Origin of the sequence: Bacillus sp. SIMBA_074 (assembly GCF_046534555.1) — a bacterium.
GTDB lineage: Bacteria > Bacillota > Bacilli > Bacillales > Bacillaceae_G > Bacillus_A > Bacillus_A mycoides.
In genome coordinates this window covers 155,101-174,215 of the sequence record NZ_JAWRYM010000008.1, presented here as the reverse complement: position 1 = coordinate 174,215, position 19,115 = coordinate 155,101, and the positions used below count along the sequence as shown (strand labels likewise).

19 protein-coding genes and 1 pseudogene are annotated in these 19,115 nt (G+C 36.0%); 9 read left to right on the top strand and 11 right to left on the bottom strand.

Annotated features, from left to right (window positions below):
• Window positions 1–27 precede the first annotated feature (27 nt).
• From SB773_RS12170 to SB773_RS12135, 8 genes are all read right to left on the bottom strand, one after another.
• Window positions 28–165: a hypothetical protein gene (locus SB773_RS12170; RefSeq protein WP_105587737.1), complete on the bottom strand. Its 138-nt coding sequence runs from the start codon at window positions 163–165 to the stop codon at window positions 28–30.
• An 11-nt stretch (window positions 166–176) separates the two neighbouring features.
• A complete protein-coding gene (locus SB773_RS12165; RefSeq protein WP_410590128.1) occupies window positions 177–1,343 on the bottom strand; it encodes a Ger(x)C family spore germination protein in 1,167 nt (388 codons plus the stop codon).
• On the bottom strand, window positions 1,327–2,451 hold the full coding sequence (gene gerLB, locus SB773_RS12160; protein ID WP_283749393.1) for a spore germination protein GerLB: 1,125 nt from the start codon (window positions 2,449–2,451) through the stop codon (window positions 1,327–1,329). The genes SB773_RS12165 and gerLB overlap by 17 nt, the downstream gene beginning before the upstream one ends.
• Window positions 2,452–3,930, bottom strand: coding sequence for a spore germination protein GerLA (gerLA, locus tag SB773_RS12155; RefSeq protein ID WP_341023257.1), 1,479 nt, complete (start codon window positions 3,928–3,930; stop codon window positions 2,452–2,454).
• Window positions 3,931–4,031: 101 nt separating this feature from the next.
• Entirely contained in the window at window positions 4,032–5,504 is a 1,473-nt protein-coding gene (locus tag SB773_RS12150; RefSeq protein WP_341023254.1) for a sodium:solute symporter family protein, read from the bottom strand.
• The gene (locus SB773_RS12145) at window positions 5,501–5,698 is read right to left on the bottom strand and encodes a DUF3311 domain-containing protein (RefSeq protein WP_002029838.1); all 198 of its coding nucleotides are present in this window, start codon (window positions 5,696–5,698) and stop codon (window positions 5,501–5,503) included. The genes SB773_RS12150 and SB773_RS12145 overlap by 4 nt, the downstream gene beginning before the upstream one ends.
• Window position 5,699: 1 nt before the next feature.
• On the bottom strand, window positions 5,700–6,875 hold the full coding sequence (locus SB773_RS12140) for an amidohydrolase (protein WP_002167120.1): 1,176 nt from the start codon (window positions 6,873–6,875) through the stop codon (window positions 5,700–5,702).
• A gap of 129 nt (window positions 6,876–7,004) precedes the next feature.
• Entirely contained in the window at window positions 7,005–7,715 is a 711-nt protein-coding gene (locus SB773_RS12135) for a C39 family peptidase (RefSeq protein WP_060750886.1), read from the bottom strand.
• A 409-nt stretch (window positions 7,716–8,124) separates the two neighbouring features.
• Here SB773_RS12135 and SB773_RS12130 point away from each other — a divergent pair.
• The 8 genes and pseudogenes from SB773_RS12130 to SB773_RS12095 all read left to right on the top strand — a co-directional run.
• A pseudogene (locus SB773_RS12130) lies at window positions 8,125–8,332 on the top strand (amino acid permease); the annotation flags it as partial.
• Window positions 8,333–8,625: 293 nt separating this feature from the next.
• The gene (locus SB773_RS12125; protein ID WP_002010605.1) at window positions 8,626–9,501 is read left to right on the top strand and encodes a cytochrome aa3 quinol oxidase subunit II; all 876 of its coding nucleotides are present in this window, start codon (window positions 8,626–8,628) and stop codon (window positions 9,499–9,501) included.
• A 33-nt stretch (window positions 9,502–9,534) separates the two neighbouring features.
• A complete protein-coding gene (gene qoxB / locus SB773_RS12120; protein WP_002063826.1) occupies window positions 9,535–11,469 on the top strand; it encodes a cytochrome aa3 quinol oxidase subunit I in 1,935 nt (644 codons plus the stop codon).
• Window positions 11,470–11,482: 13 nt separating this feature from the next.
• Window positions 11,483–12,085: a cytochrome aa3 quinol oxidase subunit III gene (gene qoxC / locus SB773_RS12115; protein WP_002029841.1), complete on the top strand. Its 603-nt coding sequence runs from the start codon at window positions 11,483–11,485 to the stop codon at window positions 12,083–12,085.
• Entirely contained in the window at window positions 12,086–12,397 is a 312-nt protein-coding gene (qoxD, locus tag SB773_RS12110; RefSeq protein ID WP_002029843.1) for a cytochrome aa3 quinol oxidase subunit IV, read from the top strand.
• Window positions 12,398–12,666: 269 nt separating this feature from the next.
• Window positions 12,667–14,496, top strand: coding sequence for a monovalent cation:proton antiporter family protein (locus SB773_RS12105; RefSeq protein ID WP_060750883.1), 1,830 nt, complete (start codon window positions 12,667–12,669; stop codon window positions 14,494–14,496).
• 18 nt (window positions 14,497–14,514) lie between these two features.
• Window positions 14,515–14,805, top strand: coding sequence for a DUF4022 family protein (locus tag SB773_RS12100; protein ID WP_002090894.1), 291 nt, complete (start codon window positions 14,515–14,517; stop codon window positions 14,803–14,805).
• A gap of 14 nt (window positions 14,806–14,819) precedes the next feature.
• Window positions 14,820–15,257, top strand: a complete 438-nt coding sequence (locus SB773_RS12095; protein WP_131247898.1) for a GNAT family N-acetyltransferase — start codon at window positions 14,820–14,822, stop codon at window positions 15,255–15,257.
• A gap of 33 nt (window positions 15,258–15,290) precedes the next feature.
• Here SB773_RS12095 and SB773_RS12090 read toward each other — a convergent pair whose 3' ends face one another.
• From SB773_RS12090 to SB773_RS12080, 3 genes are all read right to left on the bottom strand, one after another.
• The gene (locus tag SB773_RS12090) at window positions 15,291–15,725 is read right to left on the bottom strand and encodes a hypothetical protein (RefSeq protein WP_193652918.1); all 435 of its coding nucleotides are present in this window, start codon (window positions 15,723–15,725) and stop codon (window positions 15,291–15,293) included.
• A 4-nt stretch (window positions 15,726–15,729) separates the two neighbouring features.
• Window positions 15,730–15,930, bottom strand: a complete 201-nt coding sequence (locus SB773_RS12085) for a helix-turn-helix transcriptional regulator (protein ID WP_000301182.1) — start codon at window positions 15,928–15,930, stop codon at window positions 15,730–15,732.
• A gap of 139 nt (window positions 15,931–16,069) precedes the next feature.
• Entirely contained in the window at window positions 16,070–17,362 is a 1,293-nt protein-coding gene (locus SB773_RS12080; protein ID WP_002029772.1) for an NCS2 family permease, read from the bottom strand.
• 265 nt (window positions 17,363–17,627) lie between these two features.
• Between SB773_RS12080 and SB773_RS12075 the strand changes: the two genes are divergently transcribed.
• Window positions 17,628–19,019: an amino acid permease gene (locus SB773_RS12075; protein ID WP_044444512.1), complete on the top strand. Its 1,392-nt coding sequence runs from the start codon at window positions 17,628–17,630 to the stop codon at window positions 19,017–19,019.
• Window positions 19,020–19,115: the final 96 nt, after the last annotated feature.

Genomic DNA, 19,115 nt, shown 5'->3' with positions numbered 1-19,115 from the left:
GCTTTGTGCACAAAAGAAACCTAAAACTTATTCAGGTTTCTTTTTTTGTGCCTCTTCTTTCCACGGCTGAGCTCCATACGTTGTGATTTTTTTATGAATGAAGTATATGGCCCCCGGAAGAACTGCCATTAATATCGTGCAACTAATTCCTAGTCCAGTAAACAACTTAAATCACCTTATTTCACTCTCTTCGGTAAAGCTGAACCTGAATGCTCAATTGTCGGATGAACATGAACAGTAACCTCAGCATTACTAAAATAATTTTCACCTTGATCCCAATTCTTATCTATCTTCTTCCATTCTTTATAATTATGCCGCTTATATACTTCTCCTAACGCTAATACATCTACCTTATATTTTTTTTGAACAAGCTTAATCGATTTTTGGATACGCTTCTCCATTTCCTCCGCAATGGTTTTCTTTAATCGCTTTTCATTCATAATTTGTTTATGATCACTAAAATGTAACTCTGCTAAGGTCCCTTCCAAAGATAAATGGATATCAAACTTCGGTTTTGTAGCATTTTCCGTAGATACTTTAATCTTTCGGCGCATCTTATGAATTTCGTATGTAACAAGCTGACCTTGTTTACGGATAGTAAAGAACCCTCCAATTTTTTTACCTATTACATAATTCATTCCGAATGTTTCTTCTCCATTCAAAATGCCTACACACTTATTATCTTTTCCACGAAACAACGCTGCCCCGTTCATTTGTACCCCCTGCTTTGTTAGTTCGAGAATAGGTAATACGAAACTTTGGTTAGCAATCATTTTTTGCTGTACCTCACCAATTCTTGCAGCTTCAATCATTTGAGCATTTTTCGGAGGATGCTCAGCTAACATATCAATATACTGCGCCGGTAAGTTCTCAGGCTTGGCACTCTGCTTTAAAATAGCTTCTGCATTTTTCTTAGAAACGAACAAACGAATATTTCTTCTCATCTCGTGATCACGAATATATACATCTAACGTATTTTGTAAAACATATGGATTCGCTAGTAAATCTTTTGAAAAAATTATCACTTGTATATGCGGAAAGAATAATGAGCGACTAATTTTTTTAGCAATAATTCGTATTTGCTCAAAGACACTATCTGCTTTCGCACTAACATTAATATAATTTTCACTATCTCCACCGACTTGGCCACCTTGTTGCGCTAACTTACTGGGAAGTACCATCTGATACGTCCCTTTCATAATTGGATTTGATTTCTTTGCCTTCACAATATCGTAAGCTGCGCCTACTACAAATCCTCTTTCTTCTATTTCTTCTAGCTCAGAGCACCCACTTATAGATCCAGCTAAAACCATAACCATTATAATTTTAAGAAGGTGTTTCATTTCTACCATTCCTTCTTTTTATTTTATATACAATAAAAACTAACAAAGGCGCTAGCACGACAAAACCCATATCTATCCAAGCTAAATAAGTCCCATAACTTGACAAAGCATTCAAATTACTAGGTATCATATTCGCCATAAAAATAATCGGGGCACTTACAAAAATGAAAATATGTTTCTTCACTTTCGGAAACATAGCACAAAATAATAAAGATGCGACGTCATAATACATTGCTGTAGTGTTATAAATAGTAATAATCCAAGTAGTAAAAAAAATGGCATCAAATCTTTCTAAAAAACCTCCACCAATTTCAATTTCTTTACCCAATTCAATTGTTGGATACGTCAATCCACGGGTTGTCATATACGAAAAAACGCTAATACAAGTTACATAAATTAAAATGTATGACAGCACATTTACCATCACTGCTTTTGCAACTGCCATTGGCGCTTTTTTCGCTGCCTTATCGTTCAACATCACAGCATAAAACAGAGCTACCTCAAATCCGATAAATGTGAAAATAGAATTTTTAACTCCTACAGCATATTGACTTGCGTTCGTTTGAAAAGCTGGTAGTAAATTGTTTATTTCCATTAAATTCACATTCAATAAAGAAAGCAACACTATCGCAATGAACACGATAGGTAAGAAAAGAACATTTAACCTTACTAAAGCCGCTCTCGATCCTGCTACTCCATAAATAACAACTAATAAGAAGAAGAAAGAGAGTAGCTGTATTGGTGTATCACTAAATAAATATGTTTGTGAAATAATTGCAATCATTCGCGATTCATATGCGGTCAAAGCAGCAAATGTTAATACTAAAATGCTACTAATTGTGTATGCAACAGGCTTCGTCAAATGTGCACTTGTATATTGAACAAAGTTTTGTTTTGGGAATAAAATAGCTACCCTCGTTACAAACCAACCTAAAACCGCACATATCAATCCACCCAAAAGCAAAATAATCCAACCGTCCGAAAATAAAGTTTGCGTAGCAATATCTCGTGGCATAGATAATGCACCTATACCGATAATTGTTGACGATACCGCAAAACCAAGTTCCCGAGATCCAATTTCTTCATCCCCATATTCAAATGGTTTCAATTACTCTCGCTCCTTTGGACGTAGTGTAGAGTCTTTCGTTTGTAAATATTCTGGTCTCTCTTTTAACATTGATTTTGGTAGGCGAACCAATTCTTCTTCCCAATCTTTATAAAAAGCAGGAGCAATAGGTGTTGTATACGGTACCCCAACACTCTTTAAATTTGTAATATGGATCGCAAGTGCAATAAGAGCTAAAATAATCCCGTACAATCCAAAAGCAGTCGCGGCTAATACAAAAACGAAAAGTAAAATCCTAAACGTAATCGTAATACTATACACAGGCAGTGAAAATGTAGCAATTGCGGTAACCGCAATAATAATTACTAAAAACGGATTTACAATCCCCGCATTTACTGCCGCTTCTCCAATTACAAGACCGCCTACGATGCCAATTGTTTGTCCCATCGGTTTCGGAAGCCTAATCCCGGCTTCTCGTATTAATTCCATCGTTAATGCCATCATTAATGTTTCTATATAAGCAGGAAACGGTACCCCTTCTCTCGCTCCCGCAATGGAATAAGCTAGTTTAGATGGGATAAGCCCTTGATGATACGATACAAGTGCTACGTACATGGCAGGTAATAAAACAGCAGCGATACCTGATCCCATACGTAACATTCTTAATAACGTTCCAATTACCCAACGCTCATAATGATCTTCTACAGATTGAAAAATATCAACAAATACTAGTGGAGCTATAAGAGCAAATGGTGACCCATCTACTAAAATGGCCGCTTTTCCTTTCGCCAATGCAGCCACTATATTATCTGGTCTTTCTGTATTTAAAAACTGCGGAAACGGCGACAAATTATTATCTTGAATTAATTGCTCAATCGTTCCTGTCTCAAAAATGACATCTGTCACTATTGATTGAAGACGCCGATCTAGCTCGTTTACGATGTAAGGGTTAATAATATCTTCTATATATACTAGGGTTACTTCTTTCTGCGATCGCTTCCCCATAATATAAGATTGAAACCGTAACTTCGGATCACGTAAACCACGGCGAATTAACATTTTATTCACATTAATATCTTCATTTAATCCAACTCTCGGTCCACGTATTAAATCTTCTGTCACTGGAGGCTCTAGACTTCTTTTTTCCCAAGCTCTACTATTAACAACAATAGCCGTTTGAATATTATCAATTAATATGACTGTATCTCCTGCTAAAACCGCATTTATAATATCTGGAAAAGTTGTCTTCCTACCGACTTCTGCAATAGAAATAAAACGATCCAATAATGTCTGAACCACAGCTGCTTCATTTGGTATTTCTTCATATTGAAGTGTACGAACTACATATTTATAAACATTATCCTTATCTGTCAATCCACATAAAAAAACAACCGCACAACGTGTAATGCTACCAGCAAGAGCAACTTCTCTAATTGTTAAATCATTAGGTGAACCTAACTCATCTCTAATTTCCTTCATAACTTCAAACAAGTTACCTTTTAGTTCTAACAATTTCCCCACCTAACTTCCTTTTCAACAAGTTTTTAGTTAGATTCCGCTAATAGAAGAAAATATATACAAAAAAGAGCTATCTCTTTTCGAAGATAGCTCTAACACGCGTGTTACTTTTCTACTATTATATTGTCTGTCTTTATAGATACACTTTTCGTGAATCCACTAACGATAAACATCACAATAATATTAATTAACAATGCGACTATACCTACATTCAAATCTTTTATATATTGCGGGAAACCTGGAAACATTGTAGCTATAGTAGAACCGGATAAGGTGATATATGCAACAACTAACAGCCCAATCCCCATCCCTGCAATCGCTCCTTGCTTCGTAATAATTTGCCGAGGAAACAAACTACATACAAGCGCAGGGAAAAGTTGTGTCACTATACTGTATCCCATTAAAAGAAGTGCCCCTATTGTTTCTCCTCCTTTAAATGTAAACAATACTGCTACGAGCGTTACTACAGGCACAAATAATTTTGCAGCTTTAGCAACTTGTCTATCTGAAGCAGATGGGACCATCGTACGATAAATATTTTTCGCTAACAATGTAGAAGCGGCCATAACAAGCATAGATGCTGGAACTAATGCCGTTAATACCCCAGCACTACCAATAATTCCGATAAACCAAGGATCAAAAGTTTGTAAAGCAAGACGGAATAATGAAAGATCTACATCTGCTCCCTTTAATCCTGGAACTTGCAGGATAGCAGCAAAACCTGCAAAGAACACAAAAAGCAAAACTAAAGAATAGAGAGGCATAATTGCTGCATTTTTCCTAAATACTTTTTCACTTTTCGCTGAGAAAGCTGAGGCAAATGTATGAGGCCACATATAAAAACCGAGAGCCGTTAATATAATAGTAGAAACAAACCAAGAAATACTCATTCCCTTTTCAGGTAAAGATAAAAAACCTGGTTTTGCAGCTTCTACAGCTTCAAACATCGGTTGAAATCCTCCGTAATAGTGATACGGTAAATATATACCTAAAAACATAACGATAAATAGTATCATAATGTCCTTCAAAGCAGCTGTCCAAGCCGATCCATGTATACCTGAAACCATTACATAAATAGTTATAACAATAGCACCAATCCATACCGCAATAACAGGTGTCACTCTTCCATAGGAAGCTTCCGAAACGATGATTCCTAATCCCTTTAATTGCAAAACAAGATACGGGATAATCGAAATAACACCAATAATTGAAACAATTACCCCAAGCGTCTTACTCCTGTATTTCTTCGCAAAGAAATCTGATTGTGAAATGAGGTTATGTTCTTTTGCATACTTCCAAATTGGAGGCAATAAGAAATACGATAAAATATAAGCTAATGCACCATACCCTAAAATATAAAATGTAGGAGCTCCTTTACTATAAGCCCAGCCACTTCCTCCTAAAAATGTGAACGTCGTATAAATTTCCCCTGCCATAAGGAGAAAAACGAAAATAGTTCCAAATCCTCTTCCTCCAACTGACCATTGTTCTAAATTCATATCTTTTCCATGTTGTGCCCGAATTCCTAAAAATAGTGCGAGAAACAAAAATATAATAATGATAAATAATGCAGTCATTTTACGTCCCCCTTATTAGCAGGATCGAATACGTACACAAGACCCATACAAAGAGACGTAATGAGCACTGATAATAGTACCCAAAATAATAAAAATGGCATCCCCCATACGTAAGGAGTGACCGAATTTGCAAATACTGGTCCAACTACTAAACAAAGAACTGGAATAAGTGCTAGCACGTGTATTTTTTTCATCTCATTCTCCTTTACTTATAAAATTCATAATAGATGATACAAAGACTTCCACTCCAATTGGTAATGCGTCTTCGTCAATTGTAAAACGAGGGTGATGATGCGGATATATAATTCCCTTCTCTTCATTTCCTGCCCCTATAAAAAAGAACGTCCCTGGTGCCTTTTGTAAAAATGCTGAAAAATCTTCTCCTGCCATCGTTGGCTGTAAACGAACAACTCTTTCTCTTCCATACAGCTGTAATGCTGTATGTTCAATAAGCTCTGTAACTTCATAATCGTTCACAACTGGGCGATATCCATATTCATAAGAAAATGTATACTTAGCACCGTAGGATTCTGTAATATGTTTTACAATCCTTTCAAGCTTCTTCTTTGTTTCTTCTCTTAATTCATGCCTTAAACTTCTCACTGTCCCTTCAATCTCCGCTTGTTCCGGGATAACATTATGAGTTGTCCCAGAATGAAATTGCGTAACAGATACTACGAGAGAATCTAACGGATTCGTGAGGCGAGATACAATTTGCTGAATTTGCGAAACTACTTGCGCACCAATGGCGATACTATCAACTGTTTCATGCGGAATTCCAGCATGCCCACCTTTTCCCTCTATCGTAATTTTAAAAACGTCCGGCGCCGCCATCGCAGGACCATAAATTACACCTACTTTTCCAACCTCTAATGACGCCCAAAGATGAGCACCAATAATGTAATCCACACCTGTCATCACTCCCGCTGCGACCATTTCCTCTGCACCGCCCGGAAAGTTTTCTTCTGCATGTTGAAATAAAAAGCGAATCTCTCCTTTAACTTTCTCTCTTTCCTCTACCAACTTATGTACTACACCAAGCAATATTGCCATGTGACCATCGTGACCACACGCATGCATCACACCTGGATATATAGAAATAAAATCAAACTTATTTTCTTCATGAATAGGAAGAGCATCCATATCAGCACGAACCGCGATAGTTTTACCAGGCTGCCTACCAATTAACCTTGCCATTACACTATATTTAGTAGGCCTTGAGACTTCTAAATACGGGATTTCCCGAAGTATGTCGAATACAAATTGAGATGTTTTTTCCTCTTGAAAAGATAACTCTGGATACTTATGAAAATGCCTTCTCCACTCAATCAACTGATTCTTTGATAAAACAAGTTCCTTTGCGACATCCATTTCTCTTCTCCCCTTCTTTACCAAGTTAAATGTTATTATAGCGTGAATTGTTAACTTCTGAAAGAATTTTCAGAATTTTCTATAACGAATATTCAAAAAGAAAAAGCCACCTCAAGATGACTTTTCATTTTATAAAATAGTAATTGCTTGTTTCCCCATTTGCTCCCATGCCTTTTCAAATTCAGCACGAGGAACAGCTTTTCGTGGATTGTTTGCAAGAGGATCATTTACGTATACAAAGTTTTGATCATATCCAATTACTACAACACTATGCTCATAATATGTAATTTTCACTTTACCTGAACTCGTATTCCATGTTTCAAAACTACTTTCGGCTAATGGTTTAAACGTTGTATTAATAATTACCCATACTGGAGAACCAGAACTAATTACTTTATATAGATCTTGCACGTCTCTACCCGTTAAATTAATTACTTTTTCAGGAACATACTTTTCTGCTAAATTAAAAATCGGTTGATTATATACACCGTATCCCAGCTCAGCTTTTGTGTAAATATTTCCAACGAATCCTTCATACGGATTTCCATGCAAACCATCTTGTTTAAATGGAACGCGATGAATTTCACTAGCAAGTTGCATCTTATCTACTTGTACACCTTTATGTTGTAGTAGCATAGTTAAACTTGTCACTTCACAACCTCTAGGTAATTCAGGTAACTGTCTAATAAACGGAACCTCTGTAATCATTGCACTTTCTTTCATCTCAGAGAAAAGGTCTAACCGAAATTCTTGTGCCTTTTTCATAATTTTATCTTTCTCGAAAAAAAACACGACAGCAAATATAATACCGAAAATAAAAATATATTTTAACTTTTTCATCATAAACCAAACTCCATTATATCAATTATTTTAAAGGCATAACTCCTATCATTGTACCTTTCTTCTTACTAGTTTGCTAGAAAGATTCTGTGAATTATTATTCACAAATACCATTTCAAAATTCTGATTGTTTGAAATAGTAAGTGAAATATTATAGTTTTTTAGAATATTTTACTAAAAAACAAAATTATTAACCTAGTGAAAGAATCTCATTTCCTTCACTAGGTTAATAAACACGCTAAGGTATTTAGTCATATTTAGTTTTTCCTTTACATACTCAGTTCACAACAAAATAAACCAAGTATGTTTTTCACCCCCACTAATGATTAAAAGCACCGAATAAAATCTAGTTAAAACATACAAAAAAATATGGGGGGAGGGACATACGAATCAACGAGTAGAACAAGCAGAATTAAAATACCGCACACCACTTTATCCAATAGTTCCAATCTTAGCTTTCTCACTCAATTTCCTTACATTTGTTAGTTTAGCTTTCATTCCAGATCAGAGAATTGCTCTTTATTGCTGGGTTCCATTTATGATCATTTGTTACATTTTATACCGAGTTAAAGTTTCGGAAAGTTGTCACATTTGAGCAAAAAAGAAATATAACTTAGGTAACAAACCGAATATATTAAAAATTCAGTTTTTTCCTTATGATAAGATAATTTTTTTCTATTTATTGGGTATGTTGGTATAACTTTATTTATCTTAAAATTCCCACAAACACGTTTTTATCTGGAAAATAGTTTACAATGTTATCAAGTTACAAATGATATTCACCTTAAAAAGCGTGCATTTGTGTCTATTTTTTAACAATATAACAAAAACTATTGCCATCTATAAATTAATAGGTTTATATTGTTTTATTGGCATAGTTTCAATCCAAGGAGAAAGGAGATTTTCAATCGTGCAACTAAAGAAAGCATTTTGGAAGTTGGCTTCGCTTCTTCCGTTATCATTACTTCTGTTCCTCGGTGGCTGTGATAAAAAACTCGCAGTATTAAATCCGCAAGGACCTGTTGCAAAAGCACAGTATGATTTAATTGTTTGGTCATTCTTGCTTATGTCATTAATTATCGCAATTGTATTCATCTTGTTTACAGTCATCTTGATTCGTTATCGTGAAAAACCAGAGAATATGGACTATGAGCCACCTGATCAACATGGTAACACATTATTAGAAATCATTTGGACAATTATTCCTGTTATTATCGTTATCGCATTATCGATTCCAACAGTTAAAGCAACTTATGCTTCGGAAGAGGTTCCGCAAGAGTCCAAACATATTAAACCAGTTGAAATTTATGTTACATCTGCAAACTGGAAATGGTTATTTAGTTACCCGGAGGAAAAAATTGAAACCGTTAACTATTTAAACATCCCAGCTGGTGTACCAATTCAATTTAAACTGACTTCTGTAGGTCCAATGAATGCTTTCTGGGTACCAGAACTTGGTGGTATGAAGTATACAATGGATGGCATGATCATGGACTTATATTTACAAGCTGACAAACCAGGTTCTTACCTAGGTCGTAGCTCGAACTTCTCTGGTGAAGGATTTACTCATATGGAATTCGAAGTTGAAGCAAAAACTAAAGAGAAATATGATAAGTGGGTAAAAGAAGTACAAGAAACTGCCCCTAAATTATCAGAAAAGAAATATAACGAAATTATTAAACCTGGTGTAGTGGGGCGTATGACGTTCTCTAGTCACCACTTAAGTTATGTAGATCCAAAATCACTTGAATATTGTGATTACAACTACTACAAAAACAAAAAATAATAGCTATTATTCCAACAGATTGGAGTGAACACAGTGAAGCTTGATGAATTTTTTGTCACAGGTGACCCGATTATTTACGGAGCTGACGCTTCTATCGTTCTTGTGACATTAGCGATTCTTTTCGTACTAACAAAGTACAAAAAATGGAGATGGCTTTGGGATGAGTGGTTGACAACTGTTGACCATAAAAAAATAGGGACCATGTATATTATCTCTGCCGTTATAATGTTATTCCGTGGTGGTATGGATGGTTTAATGATTCGTGCCCAGTTAACATTCCCGGAAACAACTTATTTAAACGCTGAACACTATAACGGAATCTTTACAACACATGGTACGGTAATGATTCTTTTCATGGCAATGCCATTCGTTATGGGATTAATGAACCTTGTAGTACCATTACAAATTGGTGCTCGTGACGTTGCATATCCGTTCTTAAATGCTTTAAGTTTCTGGTTATTCTTTGTCGGAGCAATGTTATTCAACATCGCTTTCGTAATCGGTGGTTCTCCAGACGCTGGGTGGACTTCTTACTTCCCAATGGCAGGTACAGAGTTTACTTCTGGTGTAGGAAATAACTACTACGCAATTGCATTACAGATTTCAGGTCTCGGTACGCTGATGACGGGTATTAACTTCCTTGTTACTATCTTAAAAATGCGTACACCTGGTATGAAATTAATGAGAATGCCAATGTTTACTTGGTCAATCTTAATTACAACAATTATCATTATTTTCGCTTTCCCAGTATTAACAGTTGCTCTTGCATTAATGACATTTGACCGTCTATTCGATGCTCACTTCTTTACGATGGCGAGCGGCGGTATGCCAATGTTATGGGCCAACCTATTCTGGGTATGGGGTCACCCTGAAGTATATATTGTTATTTTACCGGCATTCGGTATTTTCTCTGAAATCATTAGTACATTCTCACGTAAACGTCTATTCGGTTACAGTGCGATGGTGTACTCGATGGTTGCAATTTCTTTACTAAGTTTCGTCGTATGGCTTCACCATTTCTTCACTATGGGTGCAGGTCCAGCGGTTAACTCATTCTTCTCGATTTCGACAATGGCGATTTCGATTCCAACCGGTGTTAAGATCTTTAACTGGTTGTTTACACTGTATAAAGGACGTATTCGTTTTACAGTTCCAATGCTTTGGTCATTGGCATTTATTCCAAACTTCGTAGTTGGTGGAGTTACAGGGGTTATGCTTGGAATGGCAGCAGCTGATTATCAATACCATAACAGCTACTTCCTAATTGCTCACTTCCACTACGTATTAATCGCAGGTACAGTATTCGCTATGCTTGCTGGATTCACATACTGGTATCCAAAAATGACAGGTCATATGTTAAATGAACGCCTAGGTAAATGGACATTCTGGATCTTTATGAGCGGATTTAACATCTGTTTCTTCCCAATGTACTTCTTAGGTTTAGACGGTATGACTCGTCGTATGTACACTTACTCTGAAAGTCTTGGATGGGGCTGGCTAAACCAAATCGCATCTGTTGGTGCTGTAATGATGGCTATTGGCTTCCTAATCCTTTGCTATAACGTAATTTGGAGTGCACGTCACGGTGAGCGTGACACAACTGGAGATCCATGGGACGGCCGTACACTTGAATGGGCAACTCAATCTCCTGTACAACATTACAACTTCGCGAAACTTCCTGAAATTAAAGAAGCTGATGCTTTCTGGTTCATGAAAAAACGTGGAGAAACAATTACACCAACAGCAGATGAATTAAAACCAATTCACATGCCAAGTAATTCTGGTGTGCCTATTATTGCGTCTTTATTCTTCGGTCTTGCAGGTTTTGCATTAGTATTTAGCTGGTTCTGGATTGCAGCAATCGGTGGTATTGGTATTTTAGGTTGCTTAATCTATCGTTCATTCGATTATGATGATGGCTACTACGTAAGCGTTGATGAAATTAAAGAAACAGAACATATAGCATGAGAGGTGAAATGACATGGCGGCTTTAGATAAAAGCTTACCTTTGGAATATCAATCCGAGCAAAGCAGATTGAATATCCTAGGATTCTGGATTTTTCTTGGGGCTGAAATTATGCTGTTCGCAACACTTTTCGCCTCTTATCTAGTCCTTGCTGGTCGTACGGCTGATGGCCCAACACCAGCGCAATTGTTTGAAGTTAAAACACTTTTAATTCAAACACTGTTACTTTTAACAAGTAGCTTTACATGTGGGATCGCAATTCACGAAATGCGTAAACACAATCAAAAAGGAATGTTAGCTTGGTTTATCCTGACTTTACTTTTAGGTGCAGGCTTCCTATTCTTTGAAATTGAAGAATTCATTTTGTACGTTGGTGAAGGTGCAACGATTCAAACAAGTGCTTTCTTATCGGCATTCTTCGTTCTTCTTGGAACGCATGGTGCCCACGTAACAGGTGGTATCATTTGGGCAACTTGTGTTATTATCCAAATTTTAAAACGAGGTTTAACACCAGTTACAGCTCGTAAAGTATTTATTATCAGCTTATACTGGCATTTCCTTGATCTTGTTTGGGTCTTTATTTACACACTAGTTTACTTGAACGGGATGGTGGCGTAAATGGGTCAAAATAACAACCAAGCAAACGGGCATGGGCATAGCGGATTCCCATGGTCACACGTTTTCGGATTTATTTTATCGCTTGCACTAACGTTTCTAGCGTTATACGTGGCACTTTACACAAACCTGCCACTTTCAACGATATTAACAACTATCATCATAATGGCAGTTGCGCAAGCGTTATTACAATTAATTATGTTCATGCACTTAAAAGAAGGAGAAGGAAGAATTCAAGTTCTTACAATGATATACAGTTTCTTCGTTGCAACTGCAACAGTTGGACTTACTGTATGGATCTTCTTCTCAATGTAATTTGCATGAAAAGACTGCTGGGATTCCTCAGCAGTCTTTTTTTATCCCCTATTAACGAGCAGTAAGACCCCCACTGATTAAAGTTTCACTTTATCCCCTCCCCCTATTACATCCACATTACAGAATTAACAACAAAATCATGAAAAATATACTTATTATGACAAATGTTAAGAAAACTCTTTCTTTATGAAATCGAAACCATATCCGTTGCTTTTCTTCCTATTATATGGCTAAATAGTTACTATATTTATTTGAAGGGAGAGAACGCAATGGAACATCATTCTTCTGTTCTATCACTTATGGTTGTCGTCGCAATCGCGTTTTTCGTTCCCCTTTTGTTACAGCGCTTTAAATTAAAAGCACTTCCTGTCGTTGTTGCAGAAATTATCGCAGGAATCTTTGTAGGTAAAAGTGGATTTAACATCATTGAGCCCGATATGTGGCTTCAAGTCTTATCAACACTAGGGTTTATCTTCCTAATGTTTTTAAGTGGTTTAGAAATTGACTTTTCGATCTTTAAACAAAAAGGGAAAAAGAATACGACAAACGAACCGAACACATTCCAAGCAGCAAGCATTATCTTCTTGTTTATTTTCATTTTATCTTATGCCCTATCATTACTATTCGTATGGCTAGGATTCGTAGACAATGCAATGTTCATGACTTTAATTATTTCAACTATTTCTTTAGGTGTTGTCGTACCAACATTGAAAGAAAATAACTTAGGAAAAACCGCAATCGGGCAAATCATTTTATTAGTCGCTGTTATTGCAGACTTAGTTACAATGATTTTACTCGCTGTATTCGTCGGATTAAATTCCGAAAGTGGCCAAAGCATGTGGCTTCTACTTCTTCTATTCGGTGCTGGTATTGTAATTTACTTTGTCGCAAGACGGTTTAAAAATATTCCATACCTAGAAAGCTTAAAAGCCGGTAGTGTACAAATTGATACACGAGCTGTTTTTGCACTCATCTTAATATTAGTTGGATTATCTGAATCTGTTGGGGCAGAAAATATTTTGGGAGCCTTTTTAGCAGGTGTACTCGTATCTTTATTATCACCAAATGAAGATATGATTGAAAAACTTGATTCCATCGGATATGGCTTCTTCATTCCTATTTTCTTCGTAATGGTTGGTGTAAATCTAGAAGTATGGTCTATTTTTAACGAGCCTTCTAGTATGCTAATGATCCCAATTCTAATTGTGGGACTCTTTATTTCAAAACTGTTACCATCACTCGTCTTACGAAAATGGTACCCACGCAATATCGTACTCGGAAGTGCTATTTTGTTAACATCAACACTTTCTTTAGTTATTGCGGCTGCACAAATCGGTGAAAAGCTAGGCATCATTAGCCCAAGTTTATCAGCATCTCTTATTTTAAGTGCAGTTATTACTTGTATTTTTGCACCTATATTATTTAAAAAGATGTTTCCAAAAGTGGAAACACCAAAACCGAAAGTATCTATTATTGGTGCAAGCAGAATTACCCTTCCGTTATCACTTGATTTAAAACGTGAAGATTATGACGTAACACTATATATGATACGTCAAAATAAAATAAATGATGAGGAAGCGAAATCTCATGACTTCCCTATTGTAAAATTAGATGAGATTACTATTCAATCTTTAATGGAGCAACAAGCTTTCGAAGCAGACCGTGTTGTTGTTGCGACAAGTGATGATGAACAAAACTTATTATTAGCAGAACACGCAAAAGAATTAGGTGTTGAACACGTCATCGCAAGTGTAGAAGATCCCCTTCTACAAGAAAAAGCGACTCAAGAACATATCGCTGTATTCTCGACTATTAACTCTACACGTATTTTATTACGTGCACTTATTGATAAACCGAGTCTCGTTCGCTTGATTACAACAGCAAATGAAACGGTGCGTGAGGTTGAACTACGAAGTAATAAATATAACGGCTTAGCACTTCGTCGCCTTCCGTTTCTAGGTGATGTACTTGTCATTCAAATTTACCGTGGTAATAAAGCATTAATACCACATGGTGATACGAAGTTACAGCATGGCGATACTTTACTTGTAACGGGTTCAAAAGAACATATTGATACAATGAAAAACATATTAGAATAGAAAATGCCCCTCACATAAATGAGGGGCATTTTTTCAATTTCATATGGTAAAATGTTACTATCACATATTATGGGGATGAATCACATTATGTCTATTTCAACTTTAGCTCTCTTATTATTAGCAGAAGTACTCGTCGCCATTATTCTCATCGGTATTAGCATTGAAATTTGTAGTTATGGATGGAAAAAATCGAATGGAATTAAGTACTTTTGTCTCTTAATTTCACTCCTTCTCGGAACCGCTAGCATACTAGGACTTCTCGTTGCACCCGCATATTTCTTCTTACAACTTATAGAAAAAGGCTTATAAGAAAGGATGATATTATGATTACAGTGAAACATATTGATGCATCTGAAACATACTTATTACGTCAAAAGGTTTTGCGTCCCAATCAATCATTAGAAGATTGTAAATACGATTCAGATTACGAAACAGACGCCTTTCATTTAGGTGCATTTTTATATGATGAACTTGTTAGTATCGCCTCTTTCTCTAAAGAAATACATCCTGATTTACAAGCTGGTACCCACTATCGTCTACGAGGAATGGCAACTTTACCTAATTTCCGAAACCAGTATGCTGGCACTTCCTTAATCCGTAAAGCTGAACAAGTCCTCCAAGAACGCGAAGCAAATATTCTATGGTGTAATGCCCGAATTACCGTAGCGGATTATTACAAACGATTAGGCTTCCATGAGCATGGTGAAATCTTCGAGATTGATCCAATAGGACTACATAAAGTAATGTATAATGAAATATAAGAAAAGCTTTCTGCATATTGCAGAAAGCTTTTCTTATATTTCATTTTCACTTTTTATTTTTTTCATATATATGTATATAAACAAACTAGGAATTAAAAAGCAAACAAACATAATAAGTCCTGTTATACTAATTTCCTTTATCGAAATACCCGGTGTTACAATGATACAAATAGCTAACAGTCCAATAACAATCCCTACTGGAATTAATAATAGTTTCATGAAATAACTACGTGATACTCCACCTGTATGCTCATATACCTCTACAGAATGTTTTAAATTTAAGAAGTTAATAACTACTATTCCGCCAATAAATATCATTAATAGATGAGAGACACTTTCATATCCGGCTCCTTGCACGACGTAACGATAAAAGACAATCCCTAATATCATAACGTTTTGCAGGATAAACGCCATTCTAATATGCTTTAACCCTTCAACCATTAAGCGCTCATCTTTCACGATTTTCATTAAATCACTCCTTTTCCTCCCAAAACAAATCATTCAATGTTTTATCTACTGCATAACAAATTTTCAAACATAAATCTAAAGATGGATTGTATTTCCCCTTCTCAATTAAACTAATTGTTTGCCTTGTGACGCCTACTTTTTCTGCTAATTGTTGTTGTGTTAAATCTAACTGAACACGTGCGACTTTTATTTTACTTACAGCCATTCATGTTCCTCCTCTGCCTTTATTGTAACATATATATTCCATTAAGTAATTTATATTTTACGTAATTGATTTGTTTTTTTCACTTTATTATACACAAAAAAGGAGCCTCTCATAAGAAGCCCCCTTTCCTATCTCTATACTATAAGAATAAATGACATCCAAATAAAATTGTAAATAAATATAGTAACGGATGTACTTCCATCCCTTTCCCCTTCACAATTTTTAATACTGGATACACTAAAAATCCAATTGCAATTCCATTTGCAATACTAGACGTTAACGGAATACCAACGAAAATTAAAAATGCTGGTAATGCATCTTCAAATTCATTCCAATTAATATCACGAATGCTTTGTGCCATTAAACTACCTACAATAATTAATGAAGGAGCTGTAATAGCAGCTACACTTGATAAAGACGCGATAACAGGGCTGAAAAATGCCGTTATAATCGTTAGACCAACAACTACAATACCTGTTAATCCAGTTTTACCACCTGCAGCAATACCAGCTGAAGATTCAATCGTTGCTGCTGTTGGGCTTGTTCCGAAGATAGAACCTGTCGTTCCGCCAATCGCATCTGCAATAAACGCTTTGCCAAAACGTTTCTCTGTATTATCTGTAATTAAACCAGCTTGTTTAATTAAACCGAGTAATGCACCTGTCGTATCAAATAAAAGTACAAGTAAAAATGAAAATACAACACCATATAATCCATACTGAATTACATCTGAAAAAGCATTGATTGGATTTGAAACAATAATACCCTCTGGTAAATGAGGCATCGCTACAATTTTATCCTCAAACTTCAGTTGCCCCGTAAAGAAGGCGATAATTCCTGTCACAATCATACTAATAAATAATGCACCACTCACACGTAATACCATTAATACTGCCGCTAAAATTAAACCAATTAAAGTTAAAATAACGGCTGGAGAATGAAAATCACCAATCGTAACTAAGTTAGATGGATGATCCACGATAATTCCAGATAGACGTAATCCAATAAAAGCAATAAATAGTCCAATTCCACCTGCAATTGCATGTTTTAAACTGTCAGGAATTGCGATAATTAGCTTTTGCCTAAATGAAGTGAAAGATAATAAAAGAAAAATAATGCCTGTTACAAAGACTGCTGAAAACGCAATGACATATGTAATCCCCTCTGCCTGTTGAACAACAGAATAAGCAAAATATGCATTCATTCCCATAGCTGGAGCAATAACAATTGGATAGTTAGCTAAAAACGCCATACATAGCGTCCCAATAACTGTCGCAATAATAGTTGCCGTAAACGCCTGATCAAATGGTACACCTGCATCAGATAATATTTTCGGATTGATGACAAGAATATACGCAAATGTAAAAAAAGTTGTGATGCCCGCTAAAAGCTCTTGCTTCACAGAAGTGTTATATTTTTGTAATTGAAACATGGCTATGTACCCTTCCTACACCTGAATTATTATCACACATTCTTTTCTTACTAGTATGTGAGAAAATATAATACTTAATCTTAACAATCAATAAAAAGAAGAGTCAATATATTCTCTAATAGTGAGAATTTTAAGTTTAAGTCTGACAAGTTCAGATGTAGTACAGTTCATTTTGATTATTTTTGTAGCATAACAGATAGAAATGTTTTATAATTTGAAATAGTTAAATATTTAGGTAGCTCATTCTACAAGGGGGATTCTTCTTATGCAGCACACAAACAAATCTGGAACTTTAAATCGAGGTTTAAAAGAACGACATATTACTTTAATGTCACTCGGTTCGGCTATTGGCGTTGGGCTATTTTTAGGATCTGCTTCTGCTATTAAACTAGCTGGTCCTTCCATCTTACTAGGTTATATGATCGCTGGACTCGTTATTTTTTTCATTATGCGAGCGCTCGGAGAAATGGCAATTGAACAACCGGTTGCCGGTTCTTTTAGTAAATATGCTAATGATTATATCGGTCCACTTGCTGGCTATATTACTGGTTGGAACTACTGGTTCTTATGGGTTGTTACTTGTATGGCTGAAATTACGGCGGCTGGAATTTACATGCAGTACTGGTTCCCAGATATCCCGCGCTGGACTTGGGCACTACTCGCTCTATTATTAATGAGCGCTTTCAACTTCTTATCAGTAAAAGTATTTGGAGAACTTGAGTTTTGGTTTGCTCTCATCAAAATTGTCACAATTATCTGTATGATAGTAATTGGCTTTGGTATTATTCTATTCGGATTTGGAAATGGCGGCGTTGCAACTGGTATTTCAAATCTTTGGGAACATGGGGGCTGGTTCCCAAATGGCTTCTCTGGATTATTGCTTTCCTTACAAATGGTATTATTCGCTTATTTAGGCGTTGAACTAATTGGTGTTACAGCTGGTGAAGCTCAAAACCCGAAGAAAACACTCGCAAAAGCTATCGATAACGTATTTTGGAGAATCCTAATCTTTTACGTCGGGGCATTATTCGTTATGATGGCAATTTATCCTTGGAACGAATTTGGTGAGAAAGGAAGTCCCTTCGTACTAACGTTCCAGCAAATCGGTATTGCAAAGGCAGCAGGTATTATTAACTTTGTCGTTTTAACAGCGGCTCTTTCATCTTGTAACGGTGGTTTGTTTAGTACAGGCCGTATGCTATTTACACTAGCAAAACAAAAGAAAGCACCTGAACGATTTGGACGTTTAAATAAAAATGGCATTCCAAGTCAAGGTATTGTAGCAACTGCGATTGTTTTACTCGTTGGCGTTATATTAAACTATCTCGTTCCTGCAAAAGTGTTTACATGGCTAACTAGTATTTCAACTTTCGGGGCAATTTGGACTTGGGGTATAATATTAGTCGCTCAAATTAAATTCCGTAAAGGATTGCCAACTGAGAAAAAAGACAAGCTAACGTATAAAATGCCTTTACATCCATTAAGCTCTTACTTCTCACTTGGCTTCCTTGCACTTGTACTAGGTATTATGGCGTATTCAGAAGATACACGAATTGCATTAATCGTTGGCCCAATTTGGCTTATTGGCTTAGCTATCGTGTATTACATGAAAGGGTTTCATAAGATCGATGAAACACCTAATTCAAAGATTAGTTAAACAAGCTATCCCTTCCTTATTAATTGGAGGGGATTTTTTATTGCCTATATAAATATTTCTCAACAAAATTCACGGTATTTTTACAATTTTTTAATA